Origin of the sequence: Nodosilinea sp. LEGE 07298 (genome assembly GCF_015207265.1) — a bacterium.
In the GTDB taxonomy this organism is placed as follows: domain Bacteria; phylum Cyanobacteriota; class Cyanobacteriia; order Phormidesmidales; family Phormidesmidaceae; genus Nodosilinea.
Genome location: NZ_JADEXE010000101.1, coordinates 1 through 20,290, shown reverse-complemented (window position 1 = coordinate 20,290; position 20,290 = coordinate 1). Strand labels below are relative to the sequence as shown.

At 59.2% G+C, this 20,290-nt stretch carries 17 protein-coding genes and 1 pseudogene; 11 read left to right on the top strand and 7 right to left on the bottom strand.

The window, feature by feature from the left end:
- Positions 1–726 (bottom strand): annotated as a pseudogene (locus tag IQ273_RS15165) (GMC family oxidoreductase); the annotation flags it as partial.
- 277 nt (positions 727–1,003) lie between these two features.
- Between IQ273_RS15165 and mtnA the strand changes: the two are divergent.
- From mtnA to IQ273_RS15145, 4 genes are all read left to right on the top strand, one after another.
- Positions 1,004–2,086 carry an S-methyl-5-thioribose-1-phosphate isomerase gene (gene mtnA, locus IQ273_RS15160; RefSeq protein ID WP_194024015.1) on the top strand — a complete coding sequence of 361 codons (1,083 nt, stop codon included), beginning with the start codon at positions 1,004–1,006 and terminating at the stop codon, positions 2,084–2,086.
- Between the two features lie 121 nt (positions 2,087–2,207).
- Entirely contained in the window at positions 2,208–2,924 is a 717-nt protein-coding gene (locus tag IQ273_RS15155; protein WP_194024014.1) for a hypothetical protein, read from the top strand.
- On the top strand, positions 2,921–3,145 hold the full coding sequence (locus IQ273_RS15150) for a DUF167 domain-containing protein (RefSeq protein WP_194024013.1): 225 nt from the start codon (positions 2,921–2,923) through the stop codon (positions 3,143–3,145). Before IQ273_RS15155 ends, IQ273_RS15150 begins: the two co-directional genes overlap by 4 nt.
- A gap of 15 nt (positions 3,146–3,160) precedes the next feature.
- Positions 3,161–3,790: a molybdenum cofactor guanylyltransferase gene (locus tag IQ273_RS15145; RefSeq protein ID WP_313898129.1), complete on the top strand. Its 630-nt coding sequence runs from the start codon at positions 3,161–3,163 to the stop codon at positions 3,788–3,790.
- A 75-nt stretch (positions 3,791–3,865) separates the two neighbouring features.
- On the opposite strand, the gene IQ273_RS15140 is transcribed toward IQ273_RS15145, so the two are convergent.
- Entirely contained in the window at positions 3,866–5,281 is a 1,416-nt protein-coding gene (locus IQ273_RS15140; protein ID WP_194024012.1) for a hypothetical protein, read from the bottom strand.
- A gap of 417 nt (positions 5,282–5,698) precedes the next feature.
- Here IQ273_RS15140 and IQ273_RS15135 point away from each other — a divergent pair, with 417 nt between their 5' ends.
- Both IQ273_RS15135 and IQ273_RS15130 read left to right on the top strand, forming a co-directional pair.
- Positions 5,699–6,430, top strand: a complete 732-nt coding sequence (locus tag IQ273_RS15135) for a rhomboid family intramembrane serine protease (protein ID WP_194024011.1) — start codon at positions 5,699–5,701, stop codon at positions 6,428–6,430.
- A gap of 503 nt (positions 6,431–6,933) precedes the next feature.
- Complete coding sequence (locus IQ273_RS15130) at positions 6,934–7,500, top strand: pentapeptide repeat-containing protein (protein ID WP_194024010.1); 567 nt, start codon at positions 6,934–6,936, stop codon at positions 7,498–7,500.
- 29 nt (positions 7,501–7,529) lie between these two features.
- Here IQ273_RS15130 and murQ read toward each other — a convergent pair whose 3' ends face one another.
- The 3 genes from murQ to IQ273_RS15115 are packed head-to-tail and all read right to left on the bottom strand — an operon-like array spanning position 7,530 to position 9,883.
- Positions 7,530–8,468 carry an N-acetylmuramic acid 6-phosphate etherase gene (gene murQ, locus IQ273_RS15125; RefSeq protein WP_313898128.1) on the bottom strand — a complete coding sequence of 313 codons (939 nt, stop codon included), beginning with the start codon at positions 8,466–8,468 and terminating at the stop codon, positions 7,530–7,532.
- Positions 8,469–8,521: 53 nt separating this feature from the next.
- A complete protein-coding gene (locus IQ273_RS15120; protein ID WP_194024008.1) occupies positions 8,522–9,448 on the bottom strand; it encodes a DUF4870 domain-containing protein in 927 nt (308 codons plus the stop codon).
- Between the two features lie 12 nt (positions 9,449–9,460).
- Positions 9,461–9,883, bottom strand: a complete 423-nt coding sequence (locus IQ273_RS15115) for a DUF3110 domain-containing protein (protein ID WP_194024007.1) — start codon at positions 9,881–9,883, stop codon at positions 9,461–9,463.
- A 219-nt stretch (positions 9,884–10,102) separates the two neighbouring features.
- On the opposite strand from IQ273_RS15115, the gene IQ273_RS15110 reads away from it, so the two are divergent.
- From IQ273_RS15110 to IQ273_RS15095, 4 genes are all read left to right on the top strand, one after another.
- Positions 10,103–15,589 carry a translocation/assembly module TamB domain-containing protein gene (locus IQ273_RS15110; RefSeq protein WP_194024006.1) on the top strand — a complete coding sequence of 1,829 codons (5,487 nt, stop codon included), beginning with the start codon at positions 10,103–10,105 and terminating at the stop codon, positions 15,587–15,589.
- Between the two features lie 85 nt (positions 15,590–15,674).
- Entirely contained in the window at positions 15,675–16,295 is a 621-nt protein-coding gene (gene lepB / locus IQ273_RS15105; protein ID WP_194024005.1) for a signal peptidase I, read from the top strand.
- A gap of 125 nt (positions 16,296–16,420) precedes the next feature.
- Complete coding sequence (locus IQ273_RS15100; protein WP_194024004.1) at positions 16,421–17,032, top strand: hypothetical protein; 612 nt, start codon at positions 16,421–16,423, stop codon at positions 17,030–17,032.
- Between the two features lie 57 nt (positions 17,033–17,089).
- Entirely contained in the window at positions 17,090–17,524 is a 435-nt protein-coding gene (locus IQ273_RS15095) for a VOC family protein (protein WP_194024003.1), read from the top strand.
- A 172-nt stretch (positions 17,525–17,696) separates the two neighbouring features.
- On the opposite strand, the gene IQ273_RS15090 is transcribed toward IQ273_RS15095, so the two are convergent.
- Complete coding sequence (locus tag IQ273_RS15090; protein ID WP_194024002.1) at positions 17,697–18,263, bottom strand: Uma2 family endonuclease; 567 nt, start codon at positions 18,261–18,263, stop codon at positions 17,697–17,699.
- A gap of 87 nt (positions 18,264–18,350) precedes the next feature.
- Between IQ273_RS15090 and cobW the strand changes: the two genes are divergently transcribed.
- Positions 18,351–19,406, top strand: coding sequence for a cobalamin biosynthesis protein CobW (gene cobW, locus IQ273_RS15085; protein ID WP_194024001.1), 1,056 nt, complete (start codon positions 18,351–18,353; stop codon positions 19,404–19,406).
- 20 nt (positions 19,407–19,426) lie between these two features.
- Here the strand turns inward: cobW and msrP are convergent.
- Positions 19,427–20,290, bottom strand: an 864-nt coding sequence (msrP, locus tag IQ273_RS15080; RefSeq protein ID WP_228053088.1) for a protein-methionine-sulfoxide reductase catalytic subunit MsrP, incomplete at its 5' end; no start/stop codon positions are given.

The window sequence follows — 20,290 nt, the reverse complement described above, 5'->3', positions numbered from 1 at the left end:
GTTCATTAGGTCTTCGGCCTGCTGGTAGCCGCCGACTTCGAGAAACCAGCGCAGGCTGCGTGGCCAGCGATCGGGTTCCCACCAGGCCATCCGGGGAATCAGGCCGCCCCAGAAAAGCGATTTGCCGCCCAGGTTAAAGGCCTGACCGCCGTCGAAGGCGGAGCCAAAGCCGTTGGCAAAGTTCTGCACTTTGAAGCGTTCGTAGAGGTTCCAGACGTGTTTGTCGAACTGGCCGACTCGGTGCTGCCGGGGCAGGTTGGCGGTGTGGGTGGGAAATAGGTAACTGCCCGCCTCCAGCACCAAAACATCCAGGTTCAGGTCGGAGAGCTGGTCAGCCAGAATGCCGCCGCCAATGCCAGAGCCCACCACAATTACGTCGTAAAGCCGGTTTTCGTCGAGGTTGGGCGGAAAGAACTCTTGCTGGATATTGGTGTTTTCGACCACGACCTCGGTCATGGGCGGAAAGGTGACGACAGGGGCCTGGTAAAGGTAGTCACCGCCTTGGGCAGGCTGCAAAAAGAGGTCGGGGCCGTTTTGCCAGTAAGTGCGCTCCAGCACGAACTTGAAGGTGAAACCGCCGCCGTAGCGGGCAGCGGGCAGCTCGAAGCGCCAGGCTCCGTTTTCGTAGAGGCCGGGGATATCTTTGGCCCAGTTGTCGAGGTTGGTGCGAAGAGTGACCTGGCGATCGGGGCGGTAGTCGGCGGTGGCGAAGCGAAGGGTGAACATGGTGGCTCTCCTGGGGTGTCGCTTTAACCTCCAGTGGGGATCGCTCAGGCTCCGGACAGAGACGTGTGATCGCGATCAGTTGGTTGCGATCGCTGCAGCTGTCCTCCCTTTTGTTGACCTGTCCCCTTTCTCCCTATGGGAGACGCTAACGCGAACGACTCCGCTCAGGGGACAGTAGTGACGCTCAGGGGACAGTAATGAATTGACAGAGGCAAAGAAACCTCCATACTGAGAGTCATGGAATGTGCCGCCGTCCTTGTATTTCCCTTGAGTTGCCATGATTGCCACCAGCGATACCCACGTTTACCCTGTGATCTGGCAAGACGACCACCTGGTGCTGATTGACCAGCGGCAGCTGCCGGAGCGCTACAACATTGTGTCGATTCACCGCTGCGACGATGTGGTGCGATCGCTGCGATCGGGCATTGTTCAAGGCGGCTCGGCCATGGGGATTGCGGCGGCCTATGGCCTGTACCTGGGGGCGACCGAAATTCATACCGACGACCCCACGGCCTTTTGGGAACGGATTGAGGCGATCGGCGACCAGTTTAAGCAGACTCGGCCCGACAAAGCCCATTTGCAGTGGGCCGTCGACACCATGCTGAGGGTGGTGCACCACTCCAGTGCCTCGATAGAAGAGGTAAGGGCGCAACTATTGGCCCAGGCCCAGGCCATCCAATCCGAAGACTTTCGCCTCTGCCACGCGATTGGCGACTACGGTGTTCAAGCATTGCCGAGCAGTCCGGCTAAACTGACGGTGCTGACCCACTGCAACCACGGGGCGCTGGCCACCTCGGGGTACGGCACATCGCTGGGCATTATGCGATCGCTGTGGCAGGCAGGCCGCCTGGAGCGGGTCTACGCTGCCGAAACGCGCCCCACCTTTCAAGGGTCGCGACTGACCGCCTGGGAATGTGTGCAGGAGGGCATTCCGGTGACGGTGATTACCGACAGCATGGCCGCCCACTGTATGCAAAAGGGGCTAATTCACGCCGTGCTGGCCGGGGCCGATCGCATTGCTGCCAACGGCGACACGTTGAGCAAAATTGGCACCTATAGCCTGGCCCTGGTGGCTCAGGCCCACAACATTCCCTTTGTGGTGGCGGCCCCCGTATCGACCGTTGACTCTAGGGTGGCAACGGGGGCGGGCATGGCGATCGCAGAGCACCCCCCCGAGAAAATTTATCAGCTGGGCGATGCCCAAGGCGCGCTTCAGGGGAGCCAACGGGTTACGTCTCCCAGTGGGGCCGCATTCTATAACCCCGCCTCTGATATCACCCCAGCCCGGCTCATTGCTGCGATCGTGACCGAGCAGGGAGCCTTTTCCCCCCACCAGATGGGCGAGCTACAGGCGAAGTAAAAAACTCAGACCTCAAAAACTCAGACCATTGACTTTTCTAGAGCAAATGCCGCTCCTTTGCCTCACATCATTATGATTAGGAGGATCGTTGCTCCCAATCTCCTTTCCAATAGCCCCAGTCATGCCTACCCTGCGCCCCCCAGCCAACGTTTCCAGGTATTTGCTGACGGTTTTTGCCGTAACTGCTGCTGTAATTGGGGTCCGGTTCTTAATCACCTGGGCAGCCGAGATATTTTTGCACCCCATTCCCATTTTGGGCGGCTGGCTCAAGAGCCTTGAAATTATTGAGCTGAGCGTCGTTTTGCTGTTTGCCGTGCTGGGCTTTGGGTTGGGCAGCGCCACCCGCCATCTGTCAGCTAAGACCTCGTTAGGAATCAAGTCGATCGCCCTGCTGGTAGCATTACCGCTGGTCTTTTTTAGCAGCTATTGGCTGCGTCACCACCTGTGGCTTAGCTATCTCACGACTGAGTCGACCCTGTCTCGCCAGCAAATTACCGCTTTGGCTAACCAGGCCCTTAGCCGCGAGGGGGGCAGCCAGGGGTTTTGGGGCTACTACACTACCACTACCCGCATGCCCATTTTGCCCGCTACCGTGGATGAGCTAGAGCGCATGGCCGAAGACCAAAAGTGGTTTCGCTCAGAGCTGACCCGCTTTAGCGGCATTGAACCCGGCGTATTTTCGATGATTTTTGACGGTGCCGGGTGGGGCATTCGCCTGTTTTATATGGGGCTGGCCTTTCTGACTGGGGTGATTTATTTCTTTAAGGGGCTAGCCGAGGCCGATGCTGCCCGGCTCCGCAAGCTAGCCCAGGGCACTGTGGTAAGGGGCAAAGCATGACGGTGCTAACGGTGCGGGTGAAGCCCAATGCCAAGGTTCAAAAGGCCACTCGACTCGACGACGGTAGCTGGCTGCTACACCTCAAGGCCCCGCCGCAGGATGGTAAGGCCAACGCAGCACTCGTTGCCTTGATGGCTAAAACGCTGGGTGTAACCAAGGCGCAGGTGCGAATCAAGTCGGGCCAAACCGCCCGCACCAAACGGGTAGAAATTGATGATTGACGGCGAGGCCTAGCGGTGACATCCCTAGCGGCGGTGATTTTAGCGGGGGGCCGCAGCTCCCGCATGGGCCACGACAAGGCGCTGATTTCGTTGGGAGCCGAAACGCTGATTCAGCAGACCTGTCGGGTGGCTCTTACCTGTGCTGATGCGGTGTATGTGGTGACGCCGTGGTGCGATCGCTACCGCCCTCTGGTACCGGCCTCGGTACAATTTATCGCAGAGGGGCCTGGCCTGAGTGAAACCTTTCAGGGGCCGCTGGTGGCGCTGGTGCAGGCGCTGACTTGGCTACAGGAGCGGCCCGAGGGCAGCCCCGAATGGGTGCTAGTACTGGCCTGCGATATGCCCAACCTGTCGTCGGCGACTCTGAGCACCTGGCGGGATAGCTTAGCCGCTGTTCCCCTGCCCTACCTGGCCTACTTACCTCAGCGGCAACACCGCTGGGAGCCGCTGTGTGGGTTCTACCGCTCGGCGGCGCTGGGGTCGCTGCGGCAGTACGCGATTGCATCTCCAACGCGATCGCTGCAAGGCTGGCTCAATCAGCACCCGGTGCAGCCCATGCCACCGGTTGATGACGCCCTACTGGCCAATGTCAACACCCCTACCGAACTTCAGCAGTGGCAGCAGGTGGCAAAGCCACAGATCTAGCCTGAGATTCAAACCCTTCAAATGGCAAGATCCCCAGATTTAAGTCCTTTGGGCTCAACCATTTCGGTGCCCGCTCTAGCTACCTAATTCAGGCGCAGGGTCGGATGGGCTGACTGGGTTGGTACCGGGCGCAGCGTCAGGCTCAGAAGGTGCAGCATCGGTTGCAGGGGCGGGCGTTTGGGGCGCAGCACTGGGCCACGGAATGCGAGGGTCGGCGGCAATCAGGCGGGCCACTTCGCGCGCTCCGTAGCGGTTGACGTGGCTGGGGTCGGCAAACAGGTGCGACTGCCAGCGCCATTCTTCTAGCAAATCGACCAGAGTGAGGGTGCCCTGGTTAGCCCGGTCCTGTAAAAACCGCTGAAACTGGCGCTCGTAGCCCAGCCGCACCCCGTCCAGATAGTCGTTGCTGAGCGGCAGGTTAACAAACACCAGGGGAATGTTTTGACCCCTCAAAAACTGGGTCAGGGCCTCAAAGGACGCCGTCTGTACCCCCTCTAGGCGAAAGGGACGGTAGGCGTTGTCGTACACCCCTCGCACCCGAGGAAAGCTGCGGTAGTAGACTGCCGGGTTGAACTGGTCGTTGACGGCTAAAAAGCCCTGCGCGTTGATCGGGCTGGGGGGAATGGTGCCATGCTCTGCCACCGCTGTTTCGGCAGGCGCGGCAGCGTTTGACTCAGGTTCGTCTGCCTCGATCGCAGCCGGTGGGGCAGGCGATTTCTCGCGACTTTGCAGGCTGACCACGGCCCCATCGCGAACGGCTGCATAGCCGGGGGAGGCCAGAATTTCGGCAAAGGTGCGATCGAACCTGCCGCTGTTAAAGGCGCGCGACCCCTCAGCCCAGATCACTAACCGGGGATGCAGGTCGGGGGCCAACAGCTGCCGCGTCAAAAAGCTCACCACCTGGGCTGTGGCTCCATTGACGCTAAAGTTGTAAACCCGTAGATCGGGGTGTCCTTCTACCGCCAGCGCCTGCTGCAGTACCTGCGGGTCGACGCCTTGCAGCGATCGCGAGCTGCCCACAATCAGCACATCCGGCGGGCCTTGGGTGGCCACATAGGCGCGATACAGGCTGACCTGCTCGTCGAGCACATCGCTACCCAGGGCCGGAAACGCCCTGGGCAAACCCTGCTGGGCCGCCTGCTGCTGGGCCAGGGAAAGGTTTTGCTGGTACTCCTGCGCCTTGCGCTGGCTAAACACCTGGCGGGGGTCATCAGTAGGCAGGTCTTGAATCAGGGCGATCGCTCGACTCCAGGCCCCCATCACCTGATGCCACTGGGCAGCGGTGGTAGCGGTGGCGGCTAGCTGGGCGGCCTGGTTGGCTTCGCCAACCGCCTGGTACCAGGGGTCAGCGGCATCAGGTGCTGCGATCGCCGGGCTTGCAGGGCCAGTGCTGGTGGCTAAGGGGTTCGAACGACCGGCGCAGCAGGTCAGCAAAACGCCTAACATCAACGATGCCGTTAGCCCACTACGAGAGGTGAGGAGATGAGTCATGGCAGTGGTAGGGGCGGGTAGAAATAGGGTTTGGTTTACGACGCTACGCCCTCACTACAGTTTAAGAAATTGCTTTGTCAGGCTGGGGAAAGGTTGATGCACAACTTTGCATAATCCTGAGTCCCAAGAATCGGATCCCGCCGTCGGCGATAGATCGCTGGTATCGCCTCTGTCAGCAGGGTTTCATTCGTCAAGGTGATACGATGCCCCAACGCTGGAGAGCTAGGGTCATCGTTGTACACCCTTAATCAGCAAGGCCAGAAAAATGTCAAAAACAACGCCAGAAACCTGGTTAATACCGCGATCGGAAGGTCGCTAGCTCTATCTCAAGGCTGACCATGGGAGGATTTTAATTTTTGAGACACTCTGCAATAGTAGGGCTGTCCCCAGCAGTTTTCTAGAGAAGCGAGGTAATCGGTGGTACCCCTCAAAGACTACAACCCAGGTCTACGCACACCCTACGTCACCTACGGGCTGATAGTGCTCAACATCGCTATTTTTATCTACGAGCTCAGCCTGCCCACCTACGGGCTGACCGGCTTTTTTCACGCCTGGGCAGTGGTGCCCGAAGAATTTTCGACCAGCCTGACCACTGGAGTTTCAGCCGTTAACGCCGAAGAATGGTTGACGGTCGTGACCAGCCAGTTTCTCCACGGCGGCTTTTTACACCTGGCGGGCAACATGCTCTACCTGTGGATCTTTGGCAACAACGTCGAAGACCAAATGGGACACCTGCGGTTTTTGGTGTTCTACCTGCTGTGCGGCACGCTAGCTAACCTGGCCCAGTGGTTTTTTGCTATGGATTCAGGCATTCCGTCTCTAGGGGCTAGCGGCGCGATCGCAGGGGTGATGGGGGCCTACATCTTTCGCTTTCCAAATGTTCGCATTCTCACCATCGTGCCCCTGGGGCCATTTCCCCTGCCGCTGAGAATTCCGGCCCTATTTTACCTGGGGATTTGGTTTGCACAGCAGGCCATCTACGGCTTTGCCAGCCTCGGTGCCCCCGCCATGATTGGTATGGAAGGCGGCGGCATCGCCTACTGGGCTCACGCTGGTGGCTTTGCCATTGGCGCACTGCTGGGGCCGCTGTTTGGCCTATTCAGCCGATCGGATGCGGAGATTGCCGCTGAGAGTTCAGGGGTGGAGTAGGGGGAGGTGGATGGGTGGATGGGTGGATGGGTGGATGCGTGGTGCGATCCTGATTCTTTTAGGTAGCTAAAGACTAAGCGCCACAGGATGCAAAAGCTCTAACCCACCTCACCTACCCATCTACCCATCTACCCATCTACCCATCTACCCATCTACCCATCTACCCATCTACCCATCTACCCATCTACCCATCTACCCATCTACCCATCTACCCATCTACCTCACTTACGCACCTACCTCACTTACGCACCTACCTCACTTACGCACCTACCTCACTTACGCACCTACCTCCGCCTACCCCCTCACCCTTCGGGCGGTAGGCGGAGTTGTTTGTCCTTGCAGTGGGAATAAGAAATTGTTACATTAATTTACAAAGACGCAATATTCAGCAATATGTTATTGCCTCTGCTCCCAACGGGGGAGTCTGTTACGCTGCTTGCGAGTAAATCGTCAGTAGGCGGCAGAATCGGTTGAAGTAATGTCGGGTAGGTGAAGAAAGCCTTATGGATAGTCAGTCTGTCACCATATCCATGGCCCAGGTGCTGGAGCTATATGCCGCTGGTCGTCGCGACTTTAGCCACCTCGATTTTCATGAAGCCTGGATGCCGGGGCTGGATTTGCCCGGCATTAATTTGAGTCAGGCCAACTTGGTGTCGGTCAACCTGCATCAGTCCAGACTGAGCGAGGCCAAGCTGAGCGGCTGTAACCTGTGGCGAGCCAACCTGCGGGGGGCCAACCTAGAGAACGCCGATCTGGCCCGCACGGTGCTGATTCGGGCTGAGCTGAGCTGCATCAACCTGGTGGGGGCCGATTTACGCTGTAGCGATTTGCGCCTGGCTACGCTGCATCAGGGCATTTTGCGTAGCGCTGACCTGCGCAACGCAAACCTCAGCTACGCAGATCTGCGCGGTGCAGACTTGACCGGAGCCGACCTGCGGGGCGCAGACCTGACCGGGGCCAATCTGCGCGGCGCAACGGTTGCGATCGCCCAGCTAGAAGGCGTTTGCCTCAATCGCGCCTGGCTCGATGAAGCTGATCCCCATCCCCCTGAGCTATCGTCTGCCCTCTAGCTCTCCCGCTGCCTCACGTCTCCATTCCCTTATTTCCCTGTCTCCAGTGCCCGCTGTAAATGCCCGCCGTGCTGGGCCAACCGCTGGGCAGCATCCTCAGCATCTAGCCCGCCTAGGTGCATCATCAGCGCTAGCTTGACCTGCTGGTTGCTGCGATCGAGCAGGTCGGCGGCGGTGTCACGGTCCAAATCGGTGAGGTCGCAGAGAATGCGCAGGGCGCGATCGCGCAGCTTGGTGTTGGTGACGGCCACATCGATCATCCGGTTGCCGTAGACCTTGCCCAGGCGCACCATCGCCCCGGTGGAGATTATATTCAGGGCCATTTTGGTCACCGTACCCGCCTTCAGCCGGGTCGAACCGGCCAGTAGCTCTGGCCCTACCAGCAGGCGAATGTCGATGTCGGCCTCGGTGGGCACCTGGTCGGTGGGTACGCAGGCAATAAACACTGTGGTTGCGCCCCGCTGGCGGGCGGCGGCGATCGCCCCCTGTACGTAAGGAGTAGTGCCGCCTGCGGTAATGCCTACTACCACATCCTGGGGCTGAATGTTGCGGTCGGCGATCGCGGCAGCCCCGTCTTCTGCTACATCTTCCAGCCCCTCAGAGCTTTTCACTAGCGCCCCGGCCCCCCCGGCGATAATGCCCTGCACCAGCTCAGGAGGCGTGCAAAACGTGGGCGGGCACTCCGCTGCATCCAGCACTCCCAGCCGTCCGCTGGTACCGGCCCCAACGTAAAAGAGCCGCCCGCCCTGGGCTAGAGCCACTGTCACCGCGTCGATGGCGGCCGCTAGGGCCGCGCGTGCTCCGGCGATCGCCTCTAGGGTGCGCTGGTCTTCCTGGTTGAATAGGTCAACCAGTTCGATGGCGCTGAGCTGATCGAGCTGGGCGCTGCGGGGGTTGGCCTGCTCGGTAAGTAAATGACCGCGATCGGCTGGGTCTGAGGGCGGGTGAACAGAAGAACTGGCAGGCACAGGCGGCATTCCTTGGGCAATAAACGCTCCCGCTAATGTAGAGGATGGCGCACCTAGCGCACAAACCGAATCGTTACGTAGTTCACGGGCTTGCCCTCCGACACCCGCACCGCCGCCACAATGCAGCTGACGATTTCAAACAGGGCCAGGGGCACCACCAGCAAAAAGCCCACCAACACAAACATCAGCGCAATGGTAATGACCCAGGCGATAAACATCGTGAGCTGAAAGTTGAGGGCAGCTTTAGCCTGGTGCTGGACGTAGGCCGCGTCGGAGGCCGCACTGGCCCCAGTTCCTTTAACCAAAAGCAGCACCAGGGGAGCCACGACCCGGCAGGGCAGCAAAAACGAACCGCCCCAAAATAATGGCCACCCCCCCAGCCACTGGCTGCCCAGCACGAGATAGCTCAATACCGGAGCGAGATGGGCCAGAGCCACCAGGGTGGTGTCTGTAGGGGCCGTTTCTGGGGGCGAGCTGTCGGTCTCGAAGCGGTCGTCAAAGCGGTCAGACGTAGTCAGTGTCGGCTCTGGCTCAGGGGCAGGCTCAGGTCTAGGCTCCGGTTCTGACCGGTGGGTCGGGGATATTGGCCCCGTCGAATTGAGCGGAGCTACCGCTGGAGAATGGGATGGGATGCCGCCAGGTTCCCCAGCCAAAAAATTTTCTGGAGAGAATAGTGCTCCATTGAGGCCAAAGCCCTCGCGCCAGTCGGTCTCGGCCCAGCCCACACGGCGAGCCGTTACCCATACGGTATCGACCGGACAGGTGAGCCCCAGGCGCAGCAACCCGCGCCGAATTTGGGGTACCACCTGATGTTGATCAATGGCGGCATCTGACTCTAGATCGAGGTAGAGCTGGGTGCCCTGCCACTGCCCTTGGGCCACAATGCTTTGGGTAGCTAGCGATCGCGTAATCAACCGGGCGATCGCGTGGGCATCGCCCTGGCGGGCACGGGCAATCAGGGTAGATAGAGGGGTTGTCATAGTGCGGCAGGCCTAGAGCAGTTTCTCTAGCTGCTGACGCATGCGATCGAGTTCCGCCTGGGAGATACCGCCGGTTTCTTCGTTGGACTGAGTAGCAGACTGGGGGCCGGACTGGCTTTTGGGCTGGGGGTCGAGGCTGGGCTGGTCGGGGTCCCAGAGGTGCTCGTCCAGGCTTTGCTCGGGGGGGACCGCCAGCGTCCCTTCTGGAATCAGACGATAGCCGTAGCCGACTGACTCACAAAATTCCTCGATTTCAATTTGCTCAAAGCCCTCTACCGTAGCCTCCGGAAAGTCTTGGGCTTCGAGCATGAGGGCGTAGCGAACGGCGTCGTCCTCGTGCTCAAACATTAGAATTAAATTCTGCCCATTAATGGTTTCGGCGTGGATGCCCTCATTATCGGTGCGGGCGTTAAACAACAGCACGTACACCACCATAGCCCTATCTCACATACAGCATTACCTTGTTTACTCTACCGGGCGATCGCAGCGCGAACAAAGTTACCTCGGCTGCCGTCTGTTCTTCCAAGAGTTAAATAGCGACATAGAGGTAGGCACCACCCCGACGAGAAGAATTCCATCAGTTCATTGCGAGGGTGGTCAGAAGTTTCGGGAGTTCACTACCATGTTTGGTGTTCTGCGGTGGCGTAAACGGGTATGACCCCTTCTCAAGATTCGGAGTCTTCTCAGGAACCGGAGTCTGCTCAAGAGCCAGAGTCTGTTAAAGACCAAAAACCGAACGGCGGCAGACCCTGGCTAACATCGGCCCTGGTGGTGGGGTCTGGATTGCTGGTGCTGGGGGGCAGCACAGTTTTAGGCGGCTGGCTGTGGAGCCGCAACAACCTGATTCCCTGGGTGTCGGAACAGCTTTCTGAAACCCTGAATCGGCCGGTAGAGCTGGGGCCGCTAGAGCAGATTGGGCTGACTGGAGTGCGGGTGGGGCCGTCCACCATTCCACCGACCCCGACCGATCCAGATTCTTTATCGCTGGAAGCAGTCGAGCTGCGGTTTAGCCTGTTTGATCTGTGGCGGCGTGAGCTGCCGCTCAGCCTGACTCTAGACCAGGGAGAGCTTTACCTGGAGCAAAATGCCGAAGGCGAGTGGTTTAATCTCGACATCGATTTGCCGGAGCAAGATCCCGATCGCGATCCGTTTATTGCCATTAACCTCGACACCATTAACGTCAACGATAGCCAGCTCACGATGGTGCCCTATGTTGAGGGGGATGCCGAGCCAGTGCAGGTGGCGATCGCCGATCTCCAGGGTCAGCTTCAATTTAGTGACACCTTTATTGACGTTCCTGAAGATCCAAACTCTCCCCTAGAAACCCGGCAGCTAGATTTAGCCCTGAGTGGCAATTCCATCCAGGGCGGCAGCATTGAGGTTAAGGGTGTCGTTTTGCTGCCCCCGCCCCAGGACTCTGCCGCGATCGCCGATGCTACGGAGGTACCCGGCCCTGGCCTGCAGGCCAAGATCAACCTGCGCACCCAGGCGGCCAGGGCGACCGATATTCTGCCCCTGCTCGACTCTTTTCTACAGAATCCGCTGCCCGTGCAGTTTCCCACCGGCGTGGTCAGCGGCCAGGTCGATATCGAAAGCGGTGGCGGTGTGCCGACCACCGTTGTCGGCACGGCGCGGGTTGAGGACGCGTCTCTGATTACCCGTGGCCTACCAGGGACCCTGCAAAATTTGCAGGGCGATGTGCGGTTTCAGGGCCGCATAATTGAGTTTGAAGGGGTGACAGCTAGCCTGGGCGAACTGACGGCCAGGGCGGGCGGCACCCTTGACTTTGATAGGGGCTACGACTTGAGTGGTCAGGTCAACCCCTTCAGGCCAGAGCAGTTATTTGAGCTATATGAGGTGGCGCTGCCGGTACCCACAACAGGCAACTTTTTGGCCAATGTCACCATGACCGGACCGCTGCGGCGGCCCGTGATCACCACCGATGTTATTTCACAGGGGCCTGTCACCATTGACCAGGTGGCCTTCGCGGCAGTCGAAGCCAACACTACCCTGAGGGGGCGCAACCTGGCGATCGACAGCTTTCAGGCGCTGCCCCAAGCGGGGGGAACACTCACCGGCAGCGGTCGCTACAGCTTTGGGCAGCCGGGCCAGCTGGCGCTCTCTATTGCGGGCGATCGCCTGCCCGCCAATGCCCTGGGCCAGCCCTACGGCTTGCCAGACACCGTTGCCCTGGGGCCGGTGTTTCTAGAGGCCGAGGTCAGTGGGCCGTTTAGCCAGCTCACGGGTACCGCTAGCTGGCGGGCTCCGGCGGGCGACTACCCGGCCCGTGGCGACATTCGCCTGGCAGACAGTACCCTGCGCTTTACCGATACCTTTGTGCAGGTGGCCGGGGGCACCCTGGTCGGCATGGGCAGCCTGGGGCTAAACACCCGTCAGTGGGAGTCATCCATTCGCGCCGATGCCGTGCAGCTCGACCAGCTTGGGGCTGGGGTAGACGGGGTGCTGAACGGGGTAGCCCAATTTTCTGGCACCCTGGCAGGGGGGCTGCGCGGCATAGAGGGGCAAGGGGTCGCCCAGGCGGTCCTAGCCGGAGGTACGGTGAACACCCGTGCTACCCTCAATGGCGGCCAGTGGGTGGCCGATCTGCGAGGCCAAAACCTTCAGCTCGCGGCCTTTGCCCCCGATTTGCAGGGCACTGCCGAGGGCAGATTTCAGCTCAGGGGCAGCACCGATGCCCGCAGCCTGGCCGGCGTGCAGGGAGAAGGTCAGCTGATTTTGTCCGATGGGTTGGCCTCAGCGGCGAGCCGCGCCCCCCAGCTGGCTCAGGTACGCCAGCCTCTCACCGCCGACCTGGCCTGGAACGGTCAGTCGATTCTGGTGCAGCGGGCCAGCACGGCCGGGCTGCAGGCCAACGGTGTGATTACACCCCAGTTGAGCGGTGCCGGTGCGCCCGCCATCGCCAACCTCGATCTCAACCTCGATGTCGATGGCTACAGCTTGGCAGCGCTGCCGCTGCCAGAGATTATTCCCCTGGCGGGCAATGCGTTCTTTAACGGGCGGCTGCGGGGTCGCCCCGGTGCCCTGGCCCTGACTGGTGATGCTTCTCTGGTGGGCCTCACCGCCGGGGATCTGGCCTTTTCCTCACCGCTGACTGGCCCGATCGCTTACACCCAGGGCGGCCCGCTGGCGGTCGATTTGACTGGTGGCGGCGATCGCGTCTATGTGGCCACCGCCGAGGGCGATCGCGACCTGACCTTTGAGGTGCGCAGCGGCGAGGCCCTAGCCGAAGGCTATACCCAGGCTGGCACCCTCTATGCCACTGTCGAAAATCTGCCCATTGGCGACCTGCGGCTGCCCCAGGCTGGCACCAGCGGCATTGGCACCTTTGACGGTCTGATCACCTCTGCTGAGATCGTTGCCGACCTGCGCCAGTCTACGCTGCGGGCCAGCTTCGATGTGCAAGACCCCAGCCTTAGCTACATCAGACTGCCCTCAGAAACCACCCTGACCACCATCGACCCAAATGCTCCTGAGCTGCCGCTGGAGGTGACCCGCTATGGTCGCCTGCGGGGCAATGTTACCTTCACCAACAATGTAATTAGCCTGGTGGGGCTAACCCTGGAGTCAGCCGGTGGCCTCAGTCGCTACCTGGCCAGCGGCACCTATACCCTGGGCGACACTCCCCAAATCAACGGCGAACTGGTGGTTGAGAACGGCCAGATTCAAGAACTTTTGCAGACCCTGCTAATTTTCGAATGGGCCGACTTTCGTCCTAACCTGCTCAGCCCGCCCGATTGGTACCGCCCCGCTACCCCGACTGAGTTGGCCTCTTTAGAGGAGGTTAGTCCGGTGGGCGACAGCAATGCCAACCTGCTCGATCAGCTGCGCCGCCTGGCCGAAGTGCAAGAGCTGCAAGACATGTTAGCGGCCCAGGCCGAAGCCGCTCCCCTACCCCCTTTAGAAGAGCTAACCGGCAGCTTCTCAGGTACCGTCACCGCCAGGGGAGCCATTCCCAACGACCTCAACGTCGCCTTTGACTTGGCCGGGGCCAACTGGGTTTGGGGCGAACCCGACGGCAGCAACGGAGCCGTCTATCGCTTTGACGAGGTGATTGCCCAGGGCAGCTATCAGGACAGCACCATTCGGCTCGACCCGGTGAGCGTACGGTCAAACTTCTCAAATTTCTCAGCGACAACCCAGCAGGGGGTTGCCCTGGCCACCCTCAACGGCGAGTTTAGCCTTGACCCCGATGACCCTGAAACCCGCACCATGCGTTTGGAGGTCAGCAATGTGCCCCTCAACGCCCTGCGCCAGCCCCTACGGCTGCCCGACAACCTGGACGGGCTGATGAACCTGGGCGCTACCCTCACCGGCAGCCTGGCCAATCCTCAGGTTCGGGGCCAGCTAGCGGTCAATGAAGCCACCATCAACCGCAACACCATCGACCTGGCCACCGCCAACTTTAGCTACGAAAACGCCCGCCTCAACTTGATCAGCCGGGTGGCCGTTGATGAGCAAATTGAAGACCCGCTGCGGCTGGTGGCCAGTGTGCCGCTGACCCTGCCTGGCCTCAGTCAGCAGCCCGAGACCGATACCGTCAATATCACGCTTAGAATGCGCGACGATGGCTTTGCTCTGATCAATCTGCTCACCCAGGCGATCGCTTGGGAGTCAGGGAACGCTAGCCTAGACCTAGCTGTTCAAGGTCGCTGGCCCACTGATCAGCCGATTCAAGAAGCGCTGACCACGCTCAACGTCACTGGACAAGCCGATTTTGAAGGCGTTACCATCAGTGCCCGCAGCCTGCCCGAACCCCTAACCAATATCCAGGGCAGCGTCAAGGTAGTAGAAAGCCCTGTCACCAGCCCGACTCGGTCAGTCTATACCAGTGGTCTAGTCCTCGATTTTCAAACCTTGCAGGGTGACTTTAGCAACGGTAAGGTCGTCGCTGAGGGCAATCTAAAGCTGCTGCCCTCGGTGCAAGATCTGGCTCCTGGGTTGTTCGATAGCGGCAACACGGCCCTGTCGGCAGAGACCAGTGGCCCGAATGCAGGCAACCCCTTTCGCGTTACCCTCGACAACATCGCCCTCGACCTGCGCAACCCCGCTGGTACCTACCGAGGGCAGGTAGATGGCAATGTCGTAGTAGGCGGCAGCGTATTTTTGCTTCCCCCCCTCGTCTACGGCGAGGTTCTGCTCTCTGACGGGCTCATTACTCTGCCCGAAGTAGGCGAAGGGGGGGCGACTCCAGCAGCCTTTAGCCCCACTGGCGAACCCAGCATTTTTGAGCCTATTCCTCCTATATTCGAAGATTTTAAGCTGATTTTGGCTGATAACGTCCGGCTTGCTATTCCGGGCATTGTCGATGTACGAGCCGAGGGCACCCTAGATTTGGTGGGTACCGCGCCTGGTATCAAGCCTGTGGGCCGCATCAACCTGCCCTCAGGTCGGATAAATCTGCTGACCACCGAGTTTCGGCTTACCGGTAACGAAAACTACGCCGAGTTTAGCGATCTAGACGACACCATTGACCCCTACCTGGTGGCCACGCTGTCGGCGGCTGTTCCCGATACCGCTGCCGCTGGTGCTTCCCTGTCGGCGGCCTCCCCTTTCCCCCGCAACGAAATCAGCGAGTCTAGAATTGACCAGCTGGGTCTGACCCAATCGGGGGTACAAACCGTTCGCATTCGCGCCAATGTCAACGGTCGCGTTAGCCGAGTGGTCAACCTGCAAGGCGTTGAGCTAGAAAGCACTCCTCCCCGCTCCGACGGTGAAATTGTCGCCCTGATTAGCGGCGGCTTTTTAGCTGCCCTAGAGTCTACTCTGGGCAGTGTGTCGGGCGGTGGCGACGGGTTTCAGGGGCTGCTGACCTTTGCCGGATCGGCCCTGCTCAACAATCTGCAAAATCTTTTAGGGTCGGGTCTAGAGCGCACAGACCTGCGACTGTTCTCGGCCTCGCCGCCAGGGAACCCCCAGGGCGGTGCGATCGACATTGGGGGCGAAATTGGGTATAACTTTTCACCCAGTATTTCGGTGTCGGTGCAGAAAGTTTTTACCAATGTCACCCCCGCTGTTTTCAGCGTGCGGTACCGTGTCAACGATCAAATTACCCTGCGGGCCATCACCAGCTATGAGCAATTTAACGAAAATACGGGGGCCATTTTAGAGTTTCGGTTTTAAGGCAGAGGAATGCCTTTCCCCCGCCATTGCCTGTAAGGTTAAAGCCAGGGGTGATATTACCCGGCCCACTGTCGTTTGCACATTTATGGATCCTAAGCTACCTAATCAGGCCCCGCCGACCACCGCCAAAGCCGATCGCGCCGGCTCAGAGAATTCTGTTGGGGATCGGTGGCGATCGCTGTGGCAGGGCCAGTGGGGCAATGTGCGGGTGCTGGCGATCGCCCTGGCGATCGCCCTGACGGTGCGGGTACTGATTGCAGAACCCCGCTATATTCCCTCCAATTCGATGGATCCGACCCTGCACATCGGCGATCGCCTGCTGGTGGACAAAGTTAGCTACCGCTGGCAGCCTCCTCACCGGGGCGACGTTGTGGTATTCGCTCCGCCCCCCCAGCTCACTCGGCTGGGCTACGAGACCGGACAGGCCTTTATTAAACGCATCATTGGCGAACCGGGCCAAACCGTTGAGGTTGTACAGGGGCAGGTATTGGTTGACGGGCAACCCCTGCAAGAGCCCTACATTCTAGAACCTCCTGCCTATACCCTCGCTCCCGTCACGGTACCGTCGGGGCAGGTGTTTGTCATGGGCGACAACCGCAACGACAGCAACGACTCCCACGTCTGGGGCGGGCTACCCCAGCAAAACATCATTGGCCGCGCCCGATTTCGGTTCTGGCCCCTCGATCGCCTCGGCTCGGTCGGCTAGAGATCTGAGGATTCAAAAATATGGGATAGCTGTCTCGGTTCAACGGCGTACTGCACTACGGCGGTCTCTTGACGGGGTGTGTAAGATCTAAGCGGCTTCAATAAAGCGGTTGAGAGGAAAGCCCCATGCTTGTACAGCTTGTTCGCCCCCTGGTGCGTACCCAGGTGCAAATGCTTACCAAGGCTCAGTCAGCCAGCGGCAAATTGGTGGGTATGGTATCGCAGTGGCTGGGTTATTTAGGCATTCACGCCGAGGTTACCCAGCTTCACACGACGGGCGATCGCATTCAGGTGTCGCTCTGCGTGGGCAAACCTGAGCAGTGCACCGAGGCCGAATGGCAGCAAATTCTCAACAACCTCAACCAGGACAAAAACGCCACTATCGAAGCAGACGCCCTCGCCTACGCCGCCATGTCTCCCACTCAACAGAGCAAGGTGCAGCGGTTGCTGGCCTCCATTCTTCAGGCCAGTGGTCAAGACCCCCTGGAAGAGTGGGTCAGCCTGCGGCTCCGGCTAGCGGCCCTAGGCATGGATGAGTCGATGCTGGTAGGCATTCAGTCGGCCCTCAAGGTGCCTATGCCCATGGAGATTTTGGTCGAACAGCTAGAGCCAGAAGTAGCGGCCTTTGTGCTATCTAAAGCGATTCACATTGCCCTGCTCGACCACCAAATCAGCCAGGCCGAAGACACCGCCCTAAAAGCCCTGCTCAACGCCGTCGATCACAAGGTAGTGGCCTAGGTTCACCTCGCTATCTCGCGAAAGTCTTTACCCTCATCCCTTCTGCTTTCTCCGCGTATGGATTCTGCCACTGTCCTCTTTCACCTGGCTTTTCCGGTAGCCGATATTCCCACCACAAAAGAGTTTTATGTAAATGGCCTCGGCTGCGAGCCAGGGAGAGAAAGCCCTAACTCGCTCATTCTTAACCTGTATGGCCACCAGTTAGTGGCCCACACCACCACAGACTTAGTTCCTCAAAAAGGCATTTACCCTCGCCACTTTGGTCTGGTATTCACAGCTGAAGCCGATTGGGAAGCGCTGCTGCACCAAGCCAAGGCGCAAAAGCTCACTTTCCACCAGAGCGAAAAGCGCCGCTTCCCCGGCACAACGCTGGAGCACCGCACGTTCTTTTTACAGGATCCATTTTTTAACCTGCTGGAGTTTAAGTACTATTGCCACCCCAACGCCATCTTTGGCGAGGTCGATCAAAAGCGGGTGGGAGATGCAGAGTAGGCGATCGCGCAGCCTTCACGCGTCGATCGCACCCAATACCCAGAGGCTGGCTTTTTGTGCTTCAGAAATGCCTTTAGCTTCGGCAATGTTCATGCCTTCATAGGACTGAGTAGCTGTGATTCTGATTTTGCCGCTAACATACCCCTCTTTCTAGCATATCCCTCAAAAGCCTCTACCCTACTTGTAGCCAGCCAAACACCTGTCCTACCGTTAGCGTTAAGGCTGGGGCTAGGCCCACCATCGTTAGCTCATTTTCTGCCTCTTCTAAAGAGGCGGGTAGCTGGTTGGGCAGATAAACCTGCACCAAATTCTCATTGGGGTCGATCAGCCAGCCCCCCAGCCCGCCGTGATTGAGGCAGTGCAAAATGTTGCTTACCACCCGTGTTGACGACTGCTCAGGGCTCAAAATTTCGATCGTCCAGTCAGGCGCAGCGCTAAACGTATTGGCAATGGTGCCATCCTCATTCGTCGGCAACCGCTGCCAGCGAAATACTGATACATCTGGAATGATGGATCTACTGCCAAACGTACAGCGAAGTTCAGGAAAAGCCCAGGCTAAATTACTTGCCTTAGTAACGGCGTTGATAGCGGTAACCAACTCTCCTTGAATTGTGCTGTGCTGTCCTTGGGGCATTGGTTTTTGGATCACATGGCCGTCAATATATTCGCGGGCAGGCTTGGTCTCTGGCTGTTGCAGAAACTCAGCTAGGGTAATGGTTTTGGCAGGGGTTTGTACCATTGGCCAGGGAGGTCGTGTTGTGATTATTGTAGACCGCTATCCCCTGCCCCCGTGCTAGGTTGAGGGGCAGCGATTTTTTGGCAGGCTATGCACAAAATTCCAGTTACCATCATTACCGGCTTTCTTGGGGCAGGCAAAACCACCCTGATACGCCAGCTGCTGCAAAACCCCCAGGGGCGGCGCATTGCTGTGCTAGTGAACGAGTTTGGTGAAGTCGGCATCGACGGCGACCTGCTGCGCAGCTGCCAGGTGTGTGACGAAGACGAGACCACTGAACCCGCTGAAACCAACATTCTCGAACTCACCAACGGCTGCCTCTGCTGCACCGTGCAGGAGGAGTTTTTGCCCACCATGCAGCAGCTCATGACCCGCCGCGACCAGATCGACTGCATTGTGATCGAAACCTCTGGCCTTGCCCTGCCCAAGCCCTTAGTGCAGGCCTTTCGCTGGCCCGAAATGCGCACCGCCGCCACCGTCGATAGCGTGATTACCCTAGTGGATTGTGAAGCTCTTGCGGCTGGTGACCTGGTAGGCGACCTGCCTGCCCTAGAGGCCCAGCGCCAGGCCGACGACAGCCTCGACCATGAAACACCCCTAGAAGAACTATTCGAAGACCAGCTCAACTGCGCCGACCTGGTGCTGCTGACCAAAGTAGATAAGGTAAGCGATCGCGATCGCACCCGCATTGAAACCTGGCTCACCCAGCAGCTACCTCGTCCGGTCAAAGTACTGGGCCTAGCCGCAGGTGAGGGCAGCAGCCCAGTCAGCCCTGACCTATTGCTAGGTTTTAACGCCGCCGTCGAAGACAACCTCGATAGCCGCCCCAGCCACCACGACCACGAGCATGATCACGATCACGACGATGACATCGTTGCTATCCCCATCGTGCTCGACCAGGGGTTCGACCCAAAACAGCTGATGCAGACGCTAGAACAGCTCGCTGCCAGTCACGAGATTTACCGCATCAAAGGCTTTGTCGACGTACCTGGCAAGGCCATGCGGCTGGTGGTCCATGGCGTGGGCCAGCGGTTCGATTCCTTTTTCGATCGCCCCTGGCAGCCTACCGAACCCCGCCAAACCCGCTTAGTGGTGATCGGCAAAGACCTAGAAGCTGAGGCGATTAGAGAGGCGATCGCCGCCTAACCCCATTTACCCTCCACTCCCTACGCATACAGCCCCGCCACATAATCCCCATAGCCGTTGTAAATCACTGTCGGCTGCTCCTCCCAGGTAAATAGCGCCGTGCTCTCTCCCACCAGGCGCTCCTTCGCCTGCGACCAGCGAGGATGGGGCACATCGGGTTCTACATTGGCCTCAAACTTATACTCGTTGGGAGCCAGAGTATTCCAGTAGGTGGCGGGCTGCTCGGCCACAAACTCAATTTTGACGATCGACTTTGCCCCCTTAAACCCATACTTCCAGGGCACCACCATGCGAACTGGGGCACCGTGCTGCTTGGGTAGCGTGCGCCCGTAAACCCCCACCGCAAAAAAGGCCAGTTCATTGGCCATTTCATCGACAGTTAGCCCCTCTGTATAGGGCCAGGGTAGGTCACGGGCAAAGCCAAAATTGGGGCCAGGGGTGACAGCCGGATCATAGAACGAAGTAAACCGCACGTACTTTGCCGCTGCCGTTGGCTCCACCGCCGCCATGAGGGCTCGCATTGGAAAGCCAATCCACGGCACCACCATCGCCCAGGCTTCCACGCAGCGAAACCGATAGATGCGCTCCTCCAGGTCAAAGCGCTGGGTTAGGTCGGCTAAGTCGTAGGTAGTCGGATTTTTGACCAGCCCCGTCACTTCCAACCGCCAAGGATCCGTAGGCAGCGCCTGGGCACTGGCCCAGATATCTTTGCTGCCACCAAACTCGTAGTAATTGTTGTAGCTGCTGGCATACGCTTGAGGGGTTGGCTCCCGTCCTGCATTGGCAAAAGCCCGATTGCGAGACACCCCCGGCAGCGGTTCTCCCATGGTGTGCTCCAGGTCAGCATTCATGGTTGCAGAGCGCTGGCATCCCCCCACCGAGGC